General features: G+C 72.3%; 18 protein-coding genes. 6 read left to right on the plus strand and 12 right to left on the minus strand.

The window, feature by feature from the left end:
* Positions 1–46 precede the first annotated feature (46 nt).
* The 3 genes from ACFYZ3_RS07465 to deoC are packed head-to-tail and all read right to left on the minus strand — an operon-like array spanning position 47 to position 3370.
* Complete coding sequence (locus ACFYZ3_RS07465) at positions 47–940, minus strand: aldehyde dehydrogenase family protein (protein ID WP_388514556.1); 894 nt, start codon at positions 938–940, stop codon at positions 47–49.
* Entirely contained in the window at positions 933–2369 is a 1437-nt protein-coding gene (locus tag ACFYZ3_RS07470; protein ID WP_388514558.1) for an aldehyde dehydrogenase family protein, read from the minus strand. The genes ACFYZ3_RS07465 and ACFYZ3_RS07470 overlap by 8 nt, the downstream gene beginning before the upstream one ends.
* A 5-nt stretch (positions 2370–2374) precedes the next feature.
* Complete coding sequence (gene deoC, locus ACFYZ3_RS07475) at positions 2375–3370, minus strand: deoxyribose-phosphate aldolase (protein WP_361004690.1); 996 nt, start codon at positions 3368–3370, stop codon at positions 2375–2377.
* A 137-nt stretch (positions 3371–3507) separates the two neighbouring features.
* Here deoC and ACFYZ3_RS07480 point away from each other — a divergent pair, with 137 nt between their 5' ends.
* The gene (locus ACFYZ3_RS07480; protein WP_388514559.1) at positions 3508–4212 is read left to right on the plus strand and encodes a PH domain-containing protein; all 705 of its coding nucleotides are present in this window, start codon (positions 3508–3510) and stop codon (positions 4210–4212) included.
* Between the two features lie 64 nt (positions 4213–4276).
* Here the strand turns inward: ACFYZ3_RS07480 and ACFYZ3_RS07485 are convergent, their stop codons facing one another.
* The 3 genes from ACFYZ3_RS07485 to ACFYZ3_RS07495 form a co-directional block, all read right to left on the minus strand.
* Positions 4277–5932 carry a phospho-sugar mutase gene (locus ACFYZ3_RS07485; protein ID WP_388514561.1) on the minus strand — a complete coding sequence of 552 codons (1656 nt, stop codon included), beginning with the start codon at positions 5930–5932 and terminating at the stop codon, positions 4277–4279.
* Between the two features lie 621 nt (positions 5933–6553).
* Positions 6554–7390, minus strand: coding sequence for a purine-nucleoside phosphorylase (locus tag ACFYZ3_RS07490; RefSeq protein ID WP_388514562.1), 837 nt, complete (start codon positions 7388–7390; stop codon positions 6554–6556).
* A 93-nt stretch (positions 7391–7483) separates the two neighbouring features.
* Positions 7484–7921 carry a gamma-glutamylcyclotransferase gene (locus tag ACFYZ3_RS07495; protein ID WP_104634037.1) on the minus strand — a complete coding sequence of 146 codons (438 nt, stop codon included), beginning with the start codon at positions 7919–7921 and terminating at the stop codon, positions 7484–7486.
* Between the two features lie 86 nt (positions 7922–8007).
* Between ACFYZ3_RS07495 and ACFYZ3_RS07500 the strand changes: the two genes are divergently transcribed.
* Positions 8008–9456 carry an NAD(P)H-quinone dehydrogenase gene (locus ACFYZ3_RS07500; protein WP_388514564.1) on the plus strand — a complete coding sequence of 483 codons (1449 nt, stop codon included), beginning with the start codon at positions 8008–8010 and terminating at the stop codon, positions 9454–9456.
* A 178-nt stretch (positions 9457–9634) separates the two neighbouring features.
* Positions 9635–10630 (plus strand): DeoR/GlpR family DNA-binding transcription regulator, encoded by a 996-nt coding sequence (locus ACFYZ3_RS07505; protein ID WP_388514565.1) that lies wholly within the window; start codon positions 9635–9637, stop codon positions 10628–10630.
* Between the two features lie 99 nt (positions 10631–10729).
* On the opposite strand, the gene ACFYZ3_RS07510 is transcribed toward ACFYZ3_RS07505, so the two are convergent.
* Positions 10730–12502 (minus strand): biotin carboxylase N-terminal domain-containing protein, encoded by a 1773-nt coding sequence (locus ACFYZ3_RS07510; RefSeq protein ID WP_361003376.1) that lies wholly within the window; start codon positions 12500–12502, stop codon positions 10730–10732.
* A 374-nt stretch (positions 12503–12876) separates the two neighbouring features.
* Between ACFYZ3_RS07510 and ACFYZ3_RS07515 the strand changes: the two genes are divergently transcribed.
* A complete protein-coding gene (locus ACFYZ3_RS07515; RefSeq protein WP_388514566.1) occupies positions 12877–13359 on the plus strand; it encodes a hypothetical protein in 483 nt (160 codons plus the stop codon).
* Here the strand turns inward: ACFYZ3_RS07515 and ACFYZ3_RS07520 are convergent.
* The 4 genes from ACFYZ3_RS07520 to ACFYZ3_RS07535 all read right to left on the minus strand — a co-directional run bounded on the left by ACFYZ3_RS07520 (position 13328) and on the right by ACFYZ3_RS07535 (position 16025).
* Positions 13328–13948 carry a nucleoside triphosphate pyrophosphatase gene (locus ACFYZ3_RS07520; protein WP_361003382.1) on the minus strand — a complete coding sequence of 207 codons (621 nt, stop codon included), beginning with the start codon at positions 13946–13948 and terminating at the stop codon, positions 13328–13330. The genes ACFYZ3_RS07515 and ACFYZ3_RS07520 overlap by 32 nt on opposite strands.
* A 32-nt stretch (positions 13949–13980) precedes the next feature.
* On the minus strand, positions 13981–14109 hold the full coding sequence (gene mmpB / locus ACFYZ3_RS07525; protein ID WP_109033116.1) for a morphogenic membrane protein MmpB: 129 nt from the start codon (positions 14107–14109) through the stop codon (positions 13981–13983).
* 104 nt (positions 14110–14213) lie between these two features.
* Positions 14214–14423 carry an acyl-CoA carboxylase subunit epsilon gene (locus ACFYZ3_RS07530; RefSeq protein ID WP_388514567.1) on the minus strand — a complete coding sequence of 70 codons (210 nt, stop codon included), beginning with the start codon at positions 14421–14423 and terminating at the stop codon, positions 14214–14216.
* Between the two features lie 9 nt (positions 14424–14432).
* The gene (locus ACFYZ3_RS07535) at positions 14433–16025 is read right to left on the minus strand and encodes an acyl-CoA carboxylase subunit beta (RefSeq protein ID WP_388514569.1); all 1593 of its coding nucleotides are present in this window, start codon (positions 16023–16025) and stop codon (positions 14433–14435) included.
* Between the two features lie 110 nt (positions 16026–16135).
* Between ACFYZ3_RS07535 and ACFYZ3_RS07540 the strand changes: the two genes are divergently transcribed.
* Together ACFYZ3_RS07540 and ACFYZ3_RS07545 are read left to right on the plus strand one after the other, a co-directional pair.
* Complete coding sequence (locus tag ACFYZ3_RS07540) at positions 16136–17014, plus strand: biotin--[acetyl-CoA-carboxylase] ligase (protein ID WP_388514571.1); 879 nt, start codon at positions 16136–16138, stop codon at positions 17012–17014.
* Between the two features lie 115 nt (positions 17015–17129).
* The gene (locus tag ACFYZ3_RS07545; RefSeq protein WP_356360936.1) at positions 17130–18275 is read left to right on the plus strand and encodes an adenylate/guanylate cyclase domain-containing protein; all 1146 of its coding nucleotides are present in this window, start codon (positions 17130–17132) and stop codon (positions 18273–18275) included.
* Positions 18276–18315: 40 nt separating this feature from the next.
* Here ACFYZ3_RS07545 and ACFYZ3_RS07550 read toward each other — a convergent pair whose 3' ends face one another.
* Positions 18316–18975 (minus strand): hypothetical protein, encoded by a 660-nt coding sequence (locus tag ACFYZ3_RS07550; RefSeq protein WP_388514574.1) that lies wholly within the window; start codon positions 18973–18975, stop codon positions 18316–18318.
* Positions 18976–19108: the final 133 nt, after the last annotated feature.

The following is a 19108-nucleotide window of genomic DNA, read 5'->3' on the forward strand; positions in this document are numbered from 1 at the left end:
TGGATGCGGTGACCGTTGATGCGACGTCGGGTGACCGTGGATTCGGTCAGTACGACGAGCCGGAGGCGCCCAGTGCGCCCGTCGGGTGCCAGACCGTCTTCGTCTCCAGGAACGCCGTCATGCGGTCCGTGCCCGGCGTCGCCGACCAGTCGGTGTTGTCCACAGGCTGTGGACGCAGCACGCGCTTGAGGTTGTCGGCGGCTGCGATCTCCAGTTCCGTCGCCAGCGTCTCGTCGGCGCCCGCGAGGTCGATCCCGTTGACGTCCTGGTGGGCGGCGAGCGGGGCGGCGATCTCCGCGGTACGGCCGGACAGGATGTTCACCACACCGCCGGGGACGTCGGAGGTGGCCAGGACCTCACCCAGGGCGAGCGCGGGGAGGGGCGACTTCTCCGACGCCACCACGACCGCCGTGTTGCCGGTCGCGACGACCGGGGCGACGACCGAGACCAGGCCGAGGAGCGACGACTCCTGCGGGGCCAGGACCGCGACGACGCCGGTCGGCTCCGGGGAGGACAGGTTGAAGAAGGGGCCCGCGACCGGGTTGCCGCCCCCGACCACCTGCGCGATCTTGTCGGTCCAGCCCGCGTACCAGACCCAGCGGTCGATCGCGGCGTCCACCTGCGCCGCCGCCTTCGACTTCGACAGGCCCTCCGCGTCGGCGACCTCCGCGACGTACTGGTCGCGGCGGCCCTCGAGCATCTCTGCGACGCGGTAGAGGATCTGCCCGCGGTTGTACGCCGTCGCGCCGGACCAGCCGCCGAACGCCTTGCGCGCGGCGACCACCGCGTCACGGGCGTCCTTGCGGGAGGAGAGCGGCGCGTTCGCCAGCCACTTGCCCTTTGCGTCGGTCACCTCGTACACCCGGCCGCTCTCGGAACGCGGGAACTTCCCGCCGACGTACAGCTTGTAGGTCTTGAAGACACTGAGTCGCTCAGACATCGAGGTACGCCTCCAGGCCGTGGCGGCCGCCCTCGCGGCCGAAGCCCGACTCCTTGTAGCCGCCGAACGGCGACGTCGGGTCGAACTTGTTGAACGTGTTGGACCAGATCACACCGGCACGGAGCTTGTTCGCGACCGCCAGGATGCGCGAACCCTTCTCCGTCCAGATGCCCGCCGACAGGCCGTACGGCGTGTTGTTGGCCTTGGCGACCGCCTCGTCCGGCGTGCGGAAGGTGAGGACGGACAGGACCGGGCCGAAGATCTCGTCCCGGGCGACCGTGTGCGCCTGGGTGACGTTCGTGAAGAGCGTCGGGGCGAACCAGTAGCCGGAGGAGGGCAGTTCGCAGGCCGGGGACCAGCGCTCGGCGCCCTCCGCCTCGCCCTGGTCGGCGAGCGCGGTGATGCGGGCCAGCTGCTCGGCGGAGTTGATCGCGCCGATGTCCGTGTTCTTGTCCAGGGGGTCGCCCAGGCGGAGGGTGGTGAGCCTGCGCTTGAGGGAGTCGAGGAGTTCGTCGTGGATCGACTCCTGGACCAGGAGTCGGCTGCCGGCGCAGCAGACCTGGCCCTGGTTGAAGAAGATGCCGTTGACGATGCCCTCCACGGCCTGGTCGATCGGGGCGTCGTCGAAGACGATGTTGGCGCCCTTGCCGCCGAGTTCGAGGGTGAGCTTCTTGCGGGTGCCCGCGACCGCGCGCGCGATCTGCTTGCCGACCGCCGTGGAGCCCGTGAAGGCGACCTTGTTCACGTCGGGGTGCGCGGTCAGCGCCGCCCCGGCGCGGCCGTCGCCGGTGATGATGTTGACGACGCCCTTGGGCAGCCCGGCCTGGCGGCAGATGTCCGCGAAGAACAGGGCGGAGAGGGGGGTCGTCTCGGCGGGCTTCAGAACCACCGTGTTGCCGGTGGCCAGGGCCGGGGCGATCTTCCACGCCAGCATCAGGAGCGGGAAGTTCCAGGGGATGACCTGGCCCGCGACGCCCAGGGGGCGGGGGTCGGCGCCGTAGCCCGCGTGGTCGAGCTTGTCGGCCCAGCCCGCGTAGTAGAAGAAGTGCGCGGCGACCAGGGGGAGGTCGGCGTCGCGGGTCTCCTTGATCGGCTTGCCGTTGTCGAGGGTTTCCAGGACGGCCAGTTCCCGGCTGCGTTCCTGGATGACGCGGGCGATGCGGAAGAGGTACTTCGCGCGCTCCGCGCCGGGCAGCGCCGACCACTTCTCGAAGGCCTTGCGGGCGGCCTTCACGGCGCGGTCGACGTCCGCCTCGCCTGCCTCGGCGACCTCGGAGAGGACCTCTTCGGTGGCGGGGGAGACCGTCTTGAAGACCTTGCCGTCGGCCGCCTCGGTGAACTCGCCGTCGATGAACAGGCCGTAGGAGGGGGCGATGTCGACGACCGCGCGCGACTCGGGCGCCGGTGCGTACTCGAAAACAGGTGCCATGGTGATCAGTCCACCGTCACGTAGTCGGGGCCGGAGTAACGGCCCGTGGTCAGCTTCTGGCGCTGCATCAGCAGGTCGTTCAGCAGCGAGGAGGCGCCGAAGCGGAACCAGTGGTTGTCCAGCCAGTCCTCGCCCGCCGTCTCGTTGACCAGGACCAGGAACTTGATCGCGTCCTTCGCGGTGCGGATGCCGCCGGCCGGCTTCACGCCGACCTGGACGCCGGTCTGGGCGCGGAAGTCGCGGACCGCCTCCAGCATGAGGAGCGTGTTGGCGGGTGTCGCGTTGACCGCGACCTTGCCGGTCGAGGTCTTGATGAAGTCCGCGCCCGCCAGCATGCCGAGCCAGCTGGCGCGGCGGATGTTGTCGTACGTCGACAGCTCGCCGGTCTCGAAGATGACCTTGAGGCGGGCCGATGTGCCGCACGCCTCGCGCACCGCGGTGATCTCGTCGTACACCTTCATGTAGTTCCCCGCGAGGAACGCGCCGCGGTCGATGACCATGTCGACCTCGTCCGCGCCCGCCGCCACGGCCTCGCGCACGTCGGCCAGCTTGACGGCCAGCGAGGCGCGGCCGGCCGGGAACGCCGTGGCGACCGAGGCGACCTTCACGCCGGAGCCGGCGACGGCTTCCCTGGCGGTGGGCACCATGTCGGGGTAGACGCAGACGGCCGCCGTCGCCGGGGCCGTGCGGTCGGTCGGGTCGGGGCGGACCGCCTTCGCGCCGAGCGCCCGGACCTTGCCCGGGGTGTCCGCGCCTTCCAGCGTCGTCAGGTCGACCATCGAGATGGCCAGGTCGAGGGCGTACGCCTTCGCGGTGGTCTTGATGGATCGGGTGCCGAGGGAGGCGGCGCGCGCCTCCAGGCCGACGGTGTCGACGCCGGGCAGTCCGTGGAGGAAGCGGCGCAGGGTGCTGTCGGACGCGGTGACGTCGGCGAATCCTTGTGCGGGTCCGTTTGCGGGGCCCTGTGCGGGTCCGTTTGCGGCGGGTGCAGTGGTGGGCATGGTCACCAGAGGAGCATATCTACGCGCGTAGCGGTCTGTACAGCCCCCGCGGGCCGGTCCGGGCACGGGCGCCTGTACCCGCGGCGTACCGGCACCGCATGTGAGCGCAGGGCGGGGCGTCGGGCACAATCGGCAGCATGACCACCCCGGAGCCCCAGTCATCCTCGCCGCAGCCCTCGGGACCCGTGCCCAAGGACCGGGCCTACCGCTCGCCCGCGGGTATCTCCGGAGGCGTGCTGGTACTCGCCCTCGCGCTGTGGCTCGGCATCGACGCCCTGGTCACGGGCGAGGGGGACACCCGTTGGAAGGCGCTCGCAGCGCTGGTCTTCCTCGTGCCGCTCGTCGCCGCCTACACCGTGCGGCCCGCCGTCTTCGCCAACGACGACCGGATGCGGGTGCGCAATCCGTTCCGCGTGATCGTCCTGCCCTGGGCGCAGGTCGAGTCGTTCCGGTCCGCCTACTCGAACGAGGTCTTCACCGAGGGCGGCGACAAGTTCCAGCTGTGGTCCATTCCCGTCTCGCTGCGGGGGCGCAAGAAGGCGGCGCGGCAGGAGGACCGGCGGCTCGCCGGTGGGGCCGGTGGGCGCAGGCGCGGGAGCGTGCTCGGGGGCGTGGGGCAGTTCGGTTCGCGGGGCGGTGGTTCCGGGTCCTCGGCCGTCGAGGCGGACGGGCCGGTGCGGGCCGAGGCGGACAAGGTCATGGACGAGCTGCGGGAGCTGTGGGAGGCGCGGAAGGCGGCCGAGGGTTCGCAGGGCGGGGTGACCGTGCGGTGGGCGTACGAGATCGTCGTGCCGGTGGTGGCCGGGGCGGTGGCGCTGGGGGTGCTGTTCGGGGTGGGGTGACGTGGCCGGTGCCGGTGGTGCCGGTGCGGGTGGGTGGCCGGGGGTGCTTTGCACCCCCGGCTTTTTAGATGCCCGCCGCCGTCGACAGGTCGCGCTTGAGCGCCGTCAGGAGGTCCGCAGCCTTGGCGCGGGCTGCGGGGAGGCCGGCGTGGTCGGACACTGGGACGACCACCTCCAGGTAGCACTTCAGCTTGGGCTCCGTGCCGCTCGGGCGGACGATGATCCTGGCTCCGTCGAGCGTGTAGCGCAGGCCGTCGGTGGGCGGGAGGGTGTCCGTGCCCCGGGTGAGGTCCTCGGCCTCGGTGACGGGGAGGCCCGCGAGCGTCGTCGGGGGCTGTTCGCGCAGGCGGTGCATCGCGGCGGCGATGAGGGAGAGGTCCTCCACGCGGACCGAGAGCTGGTCGGTGGCGTGCAGGCCGTGCTCCACGGCGATGTCGTCGAGGAGGTCGAGGAGGGTGCGGTCGGCCTGCTTGAGGGTGGAAGCCAGCTCCGTGATCAGGAGGGCCGCGGTGATGCCGTCCTTGTCGCGGACGCCCTCCGGGTCCACGCAGTAGCCGAGGGCCTCCTCGTAGCCGTAGCGGATGTTCTCGACTCGGGCGATCCACTTGAAGCCGGTGAGGGTTTCGACGTGGGGGAGGTTCGCCTTCGCGGCGATGCGGGCCAGGAGGGACGACGAGACGATCGACTCCGCGAACGTGCCGTGCGCTCCGCGGGTGACCAGGTGGGCGGCGAGGAGGGCGCCGACCTCGTCGCCCCGGAGCATGCGCCAGCCGGTGGCCTCTGCGGGGTCGGGTACGGCCACTGCCAGGCGGTCCGCGTCCGGGTCGTTGGCGATGATCAGGTCGGGGGCCGTCTCCCTCGCCTTCGCGAAGGCGAGGTCCATCGCGCCGGGCTCCTCCGGGTTGGGGAAGGCGACGGTGGGGAAGTCCGGGTCGGGGTCGGCCTGCTCGGTGACGAGGGTGGGGCTCGGGAAGCCGGCTCGGGCGAAGGCGGCGAGGAGGGTGTCCTTGCCTACGCCGTGCATCGCCGTGTAGACGGTGCGGGCGGTGCGGGGGGAGTCGGGGGCGAGGACCGCGTCCGTGCGGGTGAGGTAGGCGTCCAGGACGTCGTCGTCGAGGGTCTGCCAGCCGGATTCGGGGCGGGGGACGTCGTGGAGGGTGCGCACGGCGTCGATCTCGGCGGCGATGTCGGCGTCGGCGGGGGGCACGATCTGGGAGCCGTCGCCGAGGTACACCTTGTAGCCGTTGTCGCGGGGCGGGTTGTGGCTGGCGGTGACCTCTACTCCGGCGACCGCGCCGAGGTGGCGGATCGCGAAGGCGAGGACGGGGGTGGGGAGGGGGCGGGGGAGTACGGCCGCACGGAGGCCGGCGCCGGTCATCACGGCGGCAGTGTCGCGGGCGAAGTCCGCGGACTTGTGGCGGGCGTCGTAGCCGATGACGACGAGGCCGGCCGTGTCGTCCCCGTGGGGGGTCCCCTGGTTCTTGAGGTACGCGGCGAGGCCGGCGGCGGCGCGGATGACGACCGAGCGGTTCATGCGCATCGGGCCGGCGCCCAGTTCGCCGCGCAGGCCCGCGGTGCCGAACTGGAGGGTGCCGGAGAAGCGTGCGGTGAGCTCGGCGTGGTCCTCGGCGTCGATGAGGCGGGCGAGTTCCGTGCGGGTGTCCGCGTCGGGGTCCTCGGCCAGCCATGCCTTGGCTCGTGCGAGGAGGTCGTCTTGCACGTCGGTCAGCCTCTCGGGTGTCGGTGGTGTGTGGGTGCCTGCGGCGGCCTGCGGGGGGCGGTGGGGGTGCGCGTCGCGCGGTGTGTCCGGTGGGTGGGTCGGGGGGGCGGCGGGGGGGGGGGGGGGGGGGCGGGGCGGGGGGGGGGGGCGGGTGTGGGGGGGGGGGGGGGGTGGGGGGCCGGGGGGCGGGGGGGGGGGGGGGGGGGGGGGGCGCGGCGCGGGGTGGGGCGGGGGGGGGGGGGGGGGCCGCGCCGGGGGGTGTCCGTCCTCGGAACGGCGCGAAATCGGTTTCTTGAAGAGGCTCGGGGCGTTGACGCGCCAACCGCTGCGGGCGGACACCCCCCGACACGGCCCCTCACCGCCGTACGCGGCTTTCCCCGCCAACGCTCCGCGTCCCCTGCCTCGCCGTACGCGGCTCCCCCGCCGTCGCTGCGGGCAGTCGCCACGCCCCGCCGCCGCTGCGGGCAGTCGTGCCGCTGGGGCGGCACGGGTGGGCGGTGGGGGTACCTCCCAGGCCGTTCAGGCACTGGGGGAGGCCCCGTAAGCGCCGGGCCGCGCTCCCCACCCCCGCGCCCGCGCCCGCCCCGGGCACCGGCGAACGCCGGACCGGTGGGTCTCGGTCTACAGGCGGGCCAGGACCCGGGTCAGCAGGGTCCCCATGCGCGCGGCGGAGTCGCGGCCCGCCTGGAGGACCTCCTCGTGGTTGAGGGGCTCGCCCGTCATGCCGGCGGCGAGGTTGGTGACCAGGGAGATGCCCAGGACCTCCGCCCCGGCCTCGCGGGCCGCGATCGCCTCCAGGACCGTCGACATGCCCACCAGGTCGGCCCCGATGACGCGGGCCATGCGGATCTCGGCCGGGGTCTCGTAGTGCGGGCCGGGGAACTGGGCGTAGACGCCCTCCTCGAGGGTGGCGTCGACCTCCTTGCACAGCGCCCGCAGGCGGGGGGAGTAGAGGTCGGTGAGGTCGACGAAATTGGCGCCGATGATGGGGGAGGTGGCGGTGAGGTTGATGTGGTCGCTGATCAGGACCGGCTGGCCGGGGCGCATGCCCTCGCGCAGGCCGCCGCAGCCGTTGGTCAGGATGATCGTCTTGGCGCCGGCCGCGACGGCGGTGCGGACGCCGTGGGAGACGGCGGCGACGCCGTGGCCCTCGTAGTAGTGGGTGCGGCCGAGGAAGACCAGTGCGCGCTTGTCGCCGAGGGTGTACGAGCGGACCTTGCCGCCGTGGCCCTCCACCGCGGGCTTGGGGAAGCCCGGGAGGTCGGTGACCTGGAGATCGGCCTCGGGGGCGCCCAGGGCGTCCACGGCCGGTGCCCAGCCGGAGCCCATCACGAGGGCGACGTCGTGGGTCTCGGCGCCGGTGAGCTCGCGCAGGCGGGCCGCGGCGGCGTCGGCGGCGGCCCCCGGGTCAACGGGGGTGGCGCCCTGGATGTCGTCCGGAAGAAGAGATGCGTTCACGCCGAAGAGGGTAGCCGGTTTATGGCTACGCGCGTAGATGGTGGAGGTCACGGGATGGTGGTTTTTGGGTTGGAGGTTTTGACGAGGTGGTGCTCAGCAGGGGCGTTTGCGGAGTTCCATCACGTAGTCGTGGGGGGCGCCGGCCGATTCGGCGGCGTCCGCCACTTCGCCCAGGTAGCGGGCGGAGGGCAGGCCGCCCTCGTAGGCGTTCAGGACGTAGGTCCAGGCGCCCTCCTCGCCCTCCAGGGTGTGTGCGCGCACCCGGGTGCGGCGGTAGATGTCCAGGCCCACGCCCTCCCAGCGGTCCAGGGAGTCCTCGTCCATCGGGGCGATGTCGTAGAGGGAGACGAAGACCTGGGAGATCGGGTCCTCGACCAGGGTCGCGAGTGCGCCCTCCCAGCCCATGTGCTCGCCCCCGAAGGTCAGCCGCCACCCGTTCAGCCAGCCGGTGGCGCGCAGCGGCGAGTGCGGGGCGCGGCGGGTCATCAGCCGCGCGTCGAGGTTGCCGGCGTAAGCGGCGTAGAGCGACATGAGGGGAAGGGTACGGCAGGGGTGTCGGGCACCGCTGTCTTGACGGTGGTGGCCCCGGGCGGCCTCTCGTTGAAGCGTGCGGGACAATGGGGTACGTGACTCGGATCGTGATCATTGGTGGCGGACCCGGCGGATACGAAGCGGCGCTGGTGGCCGCTCAGCTCGGCGCGGAGGTGACCGTCGTCGACTGCGACGGCCTGGGCGGGGCGTCGGTGCTGACCGACTGCGTGCCGTCCAAGACCCTCATCGCCACGGCTGAGGTGATGACCACCTTTGATTCCTCTTATGAGGAGCTGGGGATCATCGTCGCCGACGACACCCCGCCCATGGAGCAGGCCGCCCGGGTGGTGGGCGTCGATCTGGGCAAGGTCAACCGGCGGGTGAAGCGGCTCGCGCTGGCGCAGTCGCACGACATCACCGCCTCCGTGACGCGCGCCGGTGCGCGGGTCATGCGCGGGCGCGGGCGGCTGGAGGGCATGCAGGGGCTCGACGGGTCGCGCAAGGTCGTGGTGCGGGCCGCTGACGGGAGCGAGGAGACGCTGACCGCCGATGCGGTGCTCATCGCTACGGGCGGTCATCCGCGGGAGCTGCCGGACGCGCGGCCCGACGGGGAGCGGATCCTGAACTGGACCCAGGTGTACGACCTGGAGGAGCTGCCCGAAGAGCTCATCGTGGTGGGGTCCGGTGTCACCGGTGCCGAGTTCGCCGGCGCCTATCAGGCGCTCGGGTCGCGGGTCACTCTCGTGTCGTCGCGTGATCGGGTGCTGCCCGGTGAGGACCCGGACGCGGCCGCCGTGCTGGAGGACGTGTTCCGGCGGCGCGGGATGAACGTCATGTCGCGGTCGCGGGCCCAGTCCGTCAAGCGGGTGGGGGACCGGGTCGAGGTGACGCTGTCGGACGGGCGGGTCATCGGCGGGTCGCACTGCCTGATGGCCGTCGGTGCCATTCCCAATACGGAGGGGATGGGGCTGGAGGAGGCGGGCGTCCGGCTCAAGGACTCGGGGCACATCAAGACCGACCGGGTCTCGCGGACCTCGGCTCCCGGCGTGTACGCCGCCGGTGACGTCACCGGCGTCTTCGCGCTGGCCTCGGTGGCGGCGATGCAGGGGCGGATCGCCATGTACCACTTCCTCGGGGACGCCGTGACCCCGCTGAACCTGAAGACCGTGTCCGCCAACGTCTTCACCGATCCCGAGATCGCCACCGTCGGGTACTCGCAGGCCGACGTGGACGCGGGCAAGATCGACGCCCGCGTGGTGAAACTGCCGCTGCTGCGCAACCCGCGCGCCAAGATGCAGGGCATCCGGGACGGCTTCGTCAAGATCTTCTGCCGGCCCGGTACCGAGATCGTGGTGGGGGGTGTGGTGGTGGCGCCGCGTGCTTCGGAGCTCATCCATCCGATCTCGATCGCCGTCGACAACAATCTGACGGTCGAGCAGATCGCCAACGCCTTCACCGTGTATCCCTCGCTGTCGGGGTCGATCGCCGAGGTGGCACGGCAGTTGCACACCCGGAAGAGCGGCGGGGAGCAGTAGTCCGGCGGGCGCGGCTGGAAATGACTCCCCGCTGGTCACGGGGAGTTGCGGTGCTTGCGGATGGCATAGGCGGCCGGGGTAGGCCCGTATACCACTTCCGGTGGTGGCATGCGAACAACTTCTGTTATTCGGCGCATACTGCTGAAAGCAGACGGTCGTTGGGGTTACTGTCAGTTTCGTGTTCGCTGCAGAACGTCGCCAATTGATCCTCGAAATGGTGCGAGCGAACGGGGCCGTGTCGCTCCGTGAGCTCGCCCGCGTCGTCCAGACCTCCGAAGTGACCGTACGGCGGGACGTGCGCGCACTGGAGGCAGAAGGACTCCTCGACCGCCGGCACGGCGGTGCGGTACTGCCGGGCGGGTTCACGCGAGAGTCCGGCTTTCCGCAGAAGTCTCATCTCGCGACCGCCGAGAAGACGGCCATCGCCGATCTCGCCGCAGGCCTCGTCGAAGAGGGCGAAGCCATCGTGGTGGGGGCGGGTACGACGACGCAGGAGCTGGCCCGCCGGCTCGCGCGGGTGCCCGGACTGACCGTCGTCACCAATTCGTTGCTGGTGGCCCAGGCCCTCGCCCATGCCAACCGGGTCGAGGTGGTGATGACCGGTGGCACGCTCAGGGGGTCCAACTACGCCCTGGTGGGGTCGGGGGCCGAGCAGTCGCTCCAAGGGCTGCGGGTCTCCAAGGCCTTTCTGTCCGGGAGCGGGCTGACCGCCGAGCGGGGGCTGTCCACCTCCAACATGCTGTCGGCGTCCGTCGACCGGGCGCTGGTCCAGGCAGCCGCCGAGGTCGTCGTCCTCGCCGACCACTCCAAGCTGGGTACGGACACCATGTTCCAGACCGTGCCCACCGACGTCATCACCCGTCTGGTCACCGACGAGTCGCCGACCCACGACGAGCGTGCCGCCACCGAGCTCCAGGCCCTGGCCGACCAGGGCGTGCAGATCGCCGTGGCCGGGGCGTCGGGGGGTGGTACGGCGAACGGCACCGGGGCTTCGGGGGCCCCGGGGGCCTCGGGGGGTGATTCCGTGGGGCGTCAGCAGCGTCGGGACGTGCCGCTTCCGGGGCCGCGCCGTCAGGTTCCGGGTGCGGGTGCGGGGTTGCGGTCTGCCACCGCCCTGGGCGAGCAGGGAGGCGGGGCGGAGCGGGCGCGCGTCGCCGACATGCGTCGCCGGTAGGGCCTCGTCCAGCGGTCCCCGTCCCGCGGCAGTGACAGGGGCGCCCGGCGGACCGTGTGAGCTGGTCCGCCGGGCGCCCCTGCCGTGGTGCGGGACTGGTCAGTCCTTGATCTCGCAGATGGCGGCGCCGGAGGTGAGGGAGGCGCCGACTTCGGCGGTGAGGCCCTTGATGGTGCCGGACCTGTGGGCGTTGAGGGGCTGTTCCATCTTCATCGCTTCGAGTACGACGATCAGGTCGCCCTCCTGGACTTCCTGGCCCTCCTCTACGGCGATCTTGACGATCGTGCCCTGCATCGGGGAGGCGAGGGTGTCGCCCGAGGCGGCGGGGCCGGACTTCTTGGCCGCGCGGCGCTTGGGGCGGGCCCCGGCCGCCAGGCCGGTGCGGGCCAGGGACATGCCCAGGCTCGAGGGGAGGGAGACTTCCAGGCGCTTGCCGCCGACCTCGACGACGACCGTCTCACGGCCGCTCTCCTCGTCCGCCTCGGTGTCGGCGGGCGTGGTGAACGGCTTGATCTCGTTGACGAACTCCGTCTCGATCCACCGGGTGTGGACCGTGAAGGGGTCCGTGGAGCCGGTCAGTTCGGGAGCGAAGGCCGGGTCGCGCACGACCGTGCGGTGGAAGGGGATGGCGGTGGCCATGCCCTCGACGGTGAACTCGTCCAGGGCGCGGGCGGCGCGCTGGAGTGCCTCGGCGCGGGTGCGGCCGGTGACGATCAGTTTCGCGAGGAGGGAGTCCCAGGCGGGACCGATGACCGAGCCGGATTCGACGCCGGCGTCCAGGCGGACGCCGGGGCCGGTGGGCGCCTCGAAGAGGGTGACGGTGCCGGGGGCGGGCAGGAAGCCGCGGCCGGGGTCCTCGCCGTTGATGCGGAACTCGAAGGAGTGGCCGCGCAGGGCCGGGTCGTCGTAGCCGAGTTCCTCGCCGTCGGCGATGCGGAACATCTCGCGGACCAGGTCGATGCCGGCGACCTCCTCGGTCACCGGGTGCTCGACCTGGAGGCGGGTGTTGACCTCCAGGAAGGAGATCGTGCCGTCCATGCCGACCAGGAACTCCACGGTGCCGGCGCCGACGTAGCCGGCCTCCTTCAGGATCGCCTTGGAGGAGGCGTACAGCTCCTCCATCTGGGCGTCGGAGAGGAAGGGGGCGGGGGCCTCCTCGACGAGCTTCTGGTGGCGGCGCTGGAGGGAGCAGTCGCGGGTGGAGACGACGACCACGTTGCCGTGGGTGTCGGCCAGGCACTGGGTCTCCACGTGGCGGGGCTTGTCGAGGTAGCGCTCGACGAAGCATTCGCCGCGGCCGAAGGCGGCCACGGCCTCGCGCACGGCGGAGTCGTACAGCTCCGGCACCTCTTCGAGGGTCCGGGCGACCTTCAGGCCGCGCCCGCCGCCGCCGAAGGCGGCCTTGATCGCGATGGGCAGGCCGTGTTCCCTGGCGAAGGCGACGACCTCGTCCGCGCCGGAGACGGGGTCGGGGGTGCCCGCGACCAGGGGGGCGCCGGCCCGCTGGGCGATGTGGCGGGCGGCGACCTTGTCGCCGAGGTCGCGGATGGCGTGTGGGGGCGGGCCGATCCAGATCAGGCCGGCGTCCAGGACCGCCTGCGCGAACTCGGCGTTCTCCGAGAGAAATCCGTAGCCGGGGTGGATGGCGTCCGCGCCCGACTCACGCGCGGCCTTGAGGACCTTGGCGATGTCCAGATAGCTGGTCGCGGGGGTGTCACCACCCAGGGCGAACGCCTCATCAGCGGCACGGACATGCAACGCGTCCCGGTCCGGATCCGCGTAGACGGCCACGCTCGCGATCCCGGCGTCCCGGCAGGCCCGGGCCACGCGGACAGCGATTTCGCCACGATTGGCGATGAGCACCTTGCGCACGATTGAGGCTCCCTCCTTGAAACAAGCCGAGTTTAGGGACTGCCGACACGGCACTTCGACCCGTCCCCAATGGTGAGCTTGCCCACACGGAGCGTGATTCGAGGCTCGCTCGACCCCCGAAAGCCCTTGTAGTACCGCGGTACGCAGGACTCCTGGGGCAAACCCTAGCCCTCCTGTGTGGTCAAGGTCTCTGTAAGGGCGTGCCGCGGGCCACTCGGTTTCTTTGTGGAGTCCCTACTAATGGCCCAATGATTCTTTGCTCGTGCCGGAACCCTTGTGGCGAGGTTTACCCGTTAGTAGCGTTCCTCGGGTCTCGAACGTACTTGGGGTAACAGCTGTCCTGTGCGGCAGCCGTCGAAGGTGGGTGGGGGCCGGTGTCAGTGCGCAGGCCGGTGGCGTGGACCGTGGCGGTCGTGCTCTTCGCGGAGGCGGTCGGCGTCGCGGCGCTGAACTGGTTCCTGTCGATCGTCGTCGACCGTCAGGACATGTCCCTGGCCGGTCTGGACCCGGACATGATGTCCGTGTCCTCGAAGATCGGCGGGGTGGTCTTCGGGCTGTACTTCGCGCTGTGCGCCCTGGTCGCCCTGCTCGTGGCGCTGCGCGACCGCGCGCCCGCGGGGCTCGGCCGGATCCTGCTGATCAGCGCCGCCGTGGTGCACGGGCTGCTCGGAGCCTTCACCTGGGGGCTGGTCGGACCCGGCGCCTTCATCTTCATGATCGTCGTACTGGGTCTGATCGTGCTGCTGCTGATGACGTACGACGCCCGGGAGGAGCCCGCCGCCGGGCAGCGGGCCGAGGACGGCAAGGGCGATGACGGCTCCCCGGTCAGCCCTCCGCCGGCGCCCACAACTCCGTGATACCCGTCCCGAGGTCGGCGAGGAGGCGGCGCAGCAGGGGCAGGCTGAGGCCGATGACGTTCCCGTGGTCGCCGTCGATGCCGTCGATGAACGGGGCCGAGCGGCCGTCCAGGGTGAACGCCCCGGCGACGTGGAGGGGCTCCCCGGAGGCCACGTAGGCGGCGATCTCGTCGTCGGTCGGCTCGCCGAAGCGGACGACCGTGGACGCGGTCGCCGAGACGTGGCGGCCGGAGGCGGTGTCCCAGACGCAGTGACCGGTCTGCAGGGTGCCCGCCCGGCCGCGCATCGCCTTCCAGCGGGCGGTGGCCTCCTCCGCGTCCGCCGGCTTGCCGAGCGCCTGGCCGTCCAGGTCGAGCACCGAGTCGCAGCCGATCACCAGGGCGCCGTGCACCTCCGGCCTCGCGGCCACCACGGACGCCTTGGCCTCGGCCAGGGCGAGGGCCAGTTCGGCGGGGGTGGGGGCGGTGACGGCCTCCTCGTCGACACCGCTCACGAGGACCTCAGGGGCGAGCCCCGCCTGGCGCAGCAGGCCGAGCCGGGCCGGGGACTGGGAGGCGAGGACGAGTCGGCGGCGGGACTGAGCAGTCATGGGGCCAGGTTAGTCACCCGGGCGGGGCCGGCTCATCCCAGGCCGAGGACGATCATCGCGAGGACCATGGCCAGCGCCAGGAACACGCTCAGCCGCCGCAGCATGTCCTGCGTGTCGCGCAGTTCCTTGGGCGGCTCGTTCTCGGGGTCGGACCACAGCATGTCACTAGCGTGCGGCTTGGCCGGGGGGCGGGGCTTGAGTACGGGTACTTATTCGGGGCGCCGGGGTTCCGGTGACGTGCGCGGTTCCCCGCGCCCCTCGGTACTCAGCCCGGCCAGAACGTGCGGCCCCATGCCGTCGGGCCGGGGTGGGGCAGGCGGGCCGTCGCGATGCGGGACGGGTCGGACCATGCGTCGCGCGGGCGGTCGGTGGTGGACGGCTCCGCTTCCGTCGCTGCCGCGCGGGCCCTGACCACCGTCAGGGCTGCGGCCAGTTCTTCCGGGGTGGGGTTGCCCCGTACGACCTTGATGGTCACAGCGGCTCCTTACAGGGGGATGTTGCCGTGCTTCTTCGGAGGCAGGGACTCGCGCTTGGTGCGCAGCTGGCGCAGGCCGCGGACGATGTGGCGGCGGGTGTCGGACGGCATGATCACGGCGTCGACGTAGCCGCGCTCGGCCGCCGTGTAGGGGTTGAGGAGGGTGTCCTCGTACTCCTGGATCAGGCGGGCCCGGGTGGCCTCGGCGTCCTCACCGGCGTCGGCGATGGTGCGGCGGTGCAGGATGTTGACCGCGCCCTGGGCGCCCATGACGGCGATCTGGGCGGTGGGCCAGGCCAGATTGAGGTCGGCGCCCAGGTGCTTGGAGCCCATGACGTCGTAGGCGCCGCCGAAGGCCTTGCGGGTGATGACCGTGATCAGAGGGACCGTGGCCTCGGCGTAGGCGAAGATCAGCTTGGCGCCGCGGCGGATGATGCCGTCGTGCTCCTGGTCCACGCCCGGCAGGAAGCCGGGGACGTCCACGAAGGTGAGGACGGGGACGTTGAAGGCGTCGCAGGTGCGCACGAACCGGGCCGCCTTCTCGGAGGCGGTGATGTCCAGGCACCCGGCGAACTGCATCGGCTGGTTGGCGACGATGCCGACCGGGCGGCCCTCGACGCGGCCGAAGCCGGTGAGGATGTTCGGCGCGAACAGGGGCTGTGTCTCGAAGAACTCACCGTCGTCCAGGATGTGCTCGATGACGGCGTGCATGTCGTAGGGCTGGTTCGCCGAGTCCGGGACGATCGTGTCCAGCTCGGCGTCCTCGTCCGTGACCGCGAGGTCCGCCTCCTCGGGGAAGGCGGGGGGCTCGGAGAGGTTGTTGGACGGCAGGTAGGACAGGAGCTGCTTGACGTACTCGACGGCGTCCTTCTCGTCGCCGGCCATGTGGTGGGCCACGCCCGAGGTGGAGTTGTGGGTGCGGGCGCCGCCCAGCTCCTCGAAGCCGACGTCCTCGCCGGTGACCGTCTTGATGACGTCGGGGCCGGTGATGAACATGTGGCTGGTCTGGTCGACCATCACCGTGAAGTCGGTGATCGCGGGGGAGTAGACCGCGCCGCCCGCGCACGGGCCGACGACCAGGCTGATCTGCGGGATGACGCCGGAGGCGTGGGTGTTGCGGCGGAAGATCTCGCCGTAGGCGCCGAGGGAGGCGACGCCCTCCTGGATGCGGGCGCCGCCGGAGTCGTTGATGCCGATGACGGGGCAGCCGGTCTTGAGGGCGAAGTCCATCACCTTGACGATCTTCTGGCCGTAGACCTCGCCCAGCGCGCCGCCGAAGACGGTGAAGTCCTGGGAGAAGACGGCGACGGGGCGTCCGTCGACGGTGCCGTAGCCGGTGACGACGCCGTCGCCGTAGGGGCGGTTGGCGTCGAGGCCGAAGGCGGTGGAGCGGTGCCGGGCGAACTCGTCCAGCTCGACGAAGGAACCCTCGTCGAGGAGGAGGTCGATGCGTTCACGAGCCGTCAGCTTGCCCTTGGCGTGCTGCTTTTCGACGGCGCGTGCGGAACCGGCGTGCGTCGCTTCCTCGATACGGCGCCTCAGGTCCGCGAGCTTGCCCGCGGTCGTGTGGATGTCGGGCTGCTGCTCTTCCGGCTCGGACATCGGGATGCGGCTCCCTGCCTGCTCAAAAGGGGGGACGGTTACTCGTTCGTAGAGTAGTAGGGGGCCTTCCGTTCGGCAGTGCGGTGTTTCCCACACCTAGGGTGGGTTGCATGACGCCCCGAGATTCCTCCGACTCACCGAACGACGCTCCGAACAGCCGGTGGTCCGACCTGGACCGGCCGCCCCTCAGCAGCACGGCCCTGCGCCGGGGACTGGTGCGGGAGGGCGGGCTGTGGCGGCAGGTCGACGTCGTGCAGCGCACCGGCTCCACCAACTCCGACCTCGTGGCCCGGGCCGCCGAGGGCGACCTGGCGGAGGGTGTCGTCCTCGTCGCCGAGGAGCAGAGTGCCGCGCGGGGGCGGCTCGACCGGCAGTGGACGGCACCCGCCCGCTCCGGGCTGTTCTTCTCCGTGCTGCTGCGGCCCGCGGAGGTCCCCGTGCCCCGCTGGGGCTGGCTGCCGCTGCTCACCGGCGTCGCCGTGGCGACCGGGCTGTCCCGGGTGGCCGGGGTCGACACCGCCCTGAAGTGGCCCAACGACCTGCTGGTGACCGTCGGCGACGAGGAGCGCAAGGCCGGCGGCATCCTCGCCGAGCGGGCCGGGGACGACGGCGTCGTCATCGGCGTCGGCATCAACGTCTCGCTCCGCGCCGACGAGCTGCCGGTCCCGCGGGCCGGGTCGCTGGCCCTGGCCGGGGCCGTGAACACCGACCGGGACCCGCTGCTGCGCGGCGTGCTGCGGTCGCTGGAGGACTGGTACGGGCGCTGGCGCGGGGCGGGCGGCGACCCGGCGGCCAGCGGGCTCCAGGAGACGTACGCGGCGGGCTGCGCGACGCTCGGGCGCATGGTGCGCGCGGAGCTGCCGGGCGACCGGTCGCTCGTCGGGGAGGCCGTGGCCGTGGACGGCGACGGGCGGCTGGTCCTCGCGACCGGGGCGGGGGTGCAGGAGCCGGTGGGCGCCGGGGACATCGTGCACCTGCGGTTGGCGTGAGCGCGGCCCCGGGGCACCCTCGGAGTACGGGACGCACGGGAGTGAGCTGGGGCACACCTGACGTAAAGTTGGGGCCGGTCGAACCTGACCGCGGCAGATCGGAAAGGCAGCAGGCGTGACCGTCGACGACACCGGCTCCGGCGCGGACGGGGACGGCCGGGTGGACCCCGAGCCCGCCCCGGACTCCGCCGACCCCGGCGATGACCCGCTCGCGCTGCGCCTCGAAGGGCTCATCCTGGGCGCCGAGCGCCGCTACACCCCCTTCCAGGCCGCCCGCAGCGCGGGCGTCTCCATGGAACTGGCCTCCCGTTTCTGGCGGGCCATGGGCTTCGCCGACATCGGCCAGGCCAAGGCGCTCACCGAGGCCGACGTCCTCGCCCTGCGGCGCCTGGCCGGTCTGGTGGAGGCGGGACTGCTCAGCGAGGCGATGGCCGTCCAGGTCGCCCGGTCCACGGGGCAGACCACCGCCCGGTTGGCCGAGTGGCAGATCGACTCCTTCCTGGAGGGCCTGACCGAGCCCCCCGAGCCCGGGATGACGCGCACCGAGGTGACGTACCCGATCGTCGAGCTGCTCCTGCCCGAGCTTCAGGAGTTCCTCGTCTACGTCTGGCGGCGCCAGCTCGCCGCCTCGGCCGGCCGGGTCATCCAGGCCGGGGACGACGAGGAGATGGTGGACCGTCGGCTCGCCGTCGGCTTCGCGGACCTGGTCGGCTTCACGCGGCTGACCCGGCGGATGGAGGAGGAGGAGCTCGGCGAGCTGGTCGAGGCCTTCGAGACCACCTCCGCCGACCTGGTGGCCGCGCGCGGCGGACGGCTGGTCAAGACCCTCGGCGACGAGGTGCTCTACGCCGCCGACGACGCCGGTACGGCGGCCGAGATCGCCCTGCGGCTGATCGAGACGATGGCCAACGACGAGACCATGCCGGAACTGCGCGTCGGCATCGCCTTCGGCACGGTCACCACCCGGATGGGCGACGTCTTCGGCACGACCGTCAACCTGGCCTCCCGGCTCACCTCGATAGCCCCCAAGGACGCGGTCCTCGTCGACACCGCCTTCGCGGAGGAGCTGATCCGTACCCGGGACGCCCCCGCCTCGGAGGCGGCGGCAGCGGAGGAGGCCGCCGCGGCGGAGAAGGAGGGCGAGGAGCCGCCGGTGTACCGCTTCGCGCTCCAGCCGATGTGGCAGCGGCCGGTGCGCGGTCTCGGCGTGGTCGAGCCGTGGCTGCTCACGCGCCGGGACGGCGGCGGCGGGGAGTCGTAGGCCGCGGCCCCAGGTCGTCGTAGCGCGCGGCAGTCGTCCGTCAGCCGCGGAGCAGGTCCACGCAGAGGCCGATGACCGGCACGCACAGGCCGGGGTCGTCGGGTTCCGGCTCCGGATCGGACGTCGGTGGCGTGCCGCGGTCCGGTGGCGGCGCGGGACGGTCGGACCGCGACGGCTGGGGTGTCGGGGTCTCCGGGGCAGGAGCCTGGTCGCCGGTGTGTTCCCCCGGTTCCCGTCCCTCTTGCCCTTCCCTGTCTCCCTCCCCCGGACTGCGGGTGCCCGGGGTGCGCGCGGTCGTAGCGGTGGGAAGCGGGAGCGCCGGACCGCTCGCGGAGGGGCCGGGCACGAGACCGGGTATGAGGCCCGGTCCGGGGGAGCCGCTCAGGCCGCCCATGGCGGACGTCGCGGAGGGGCCGGTTCCGGACGGCTCGCCGTCGGTGCCGGTGGCGGGGGCCGTCGCCCGGTCCGGGGCCGCGGCCCGGTCCGAGGCCGTGGCCCGCCCGCCGCCCTCCACGCGCGGTTCGGCCCCGGCGCCGAAGCCGCCGCCGGGCTCGGGCAGCAGGCGTACGACGCTCAGGGTGCCCGCCGCCAGGGCGAGGCCGCCCGCGGCCAGCAGCACCTTGCGGGAGCGGGGCCTGCGGTGCCGGCCGCGGCGGCCCCACGCGTACCGCGGCTCTGTCGGTGTGCCGGTCGTCGTCATGATCCCTCCCCGGTGCGCACGCGCCCCCGCTGCGCCCTGGCGGAGCGAGGCTATGGGCTGCCGTGGGCCGGGGTACGGCGGTCGGCCGTATGTCACTCGAACGGGTAAGCGGGGTTGGTCGGGGCCGGGCGCG

The sequence above is a fragment of the Streptomyces sp. NPDC001599 genome, from assembly GCF_042893535.1.
Classification (GTDB): Bacteria; Actinomycetota; Actinomycetes; order Streptomycetales; family Streptomycetaceae; genus Streptomyces.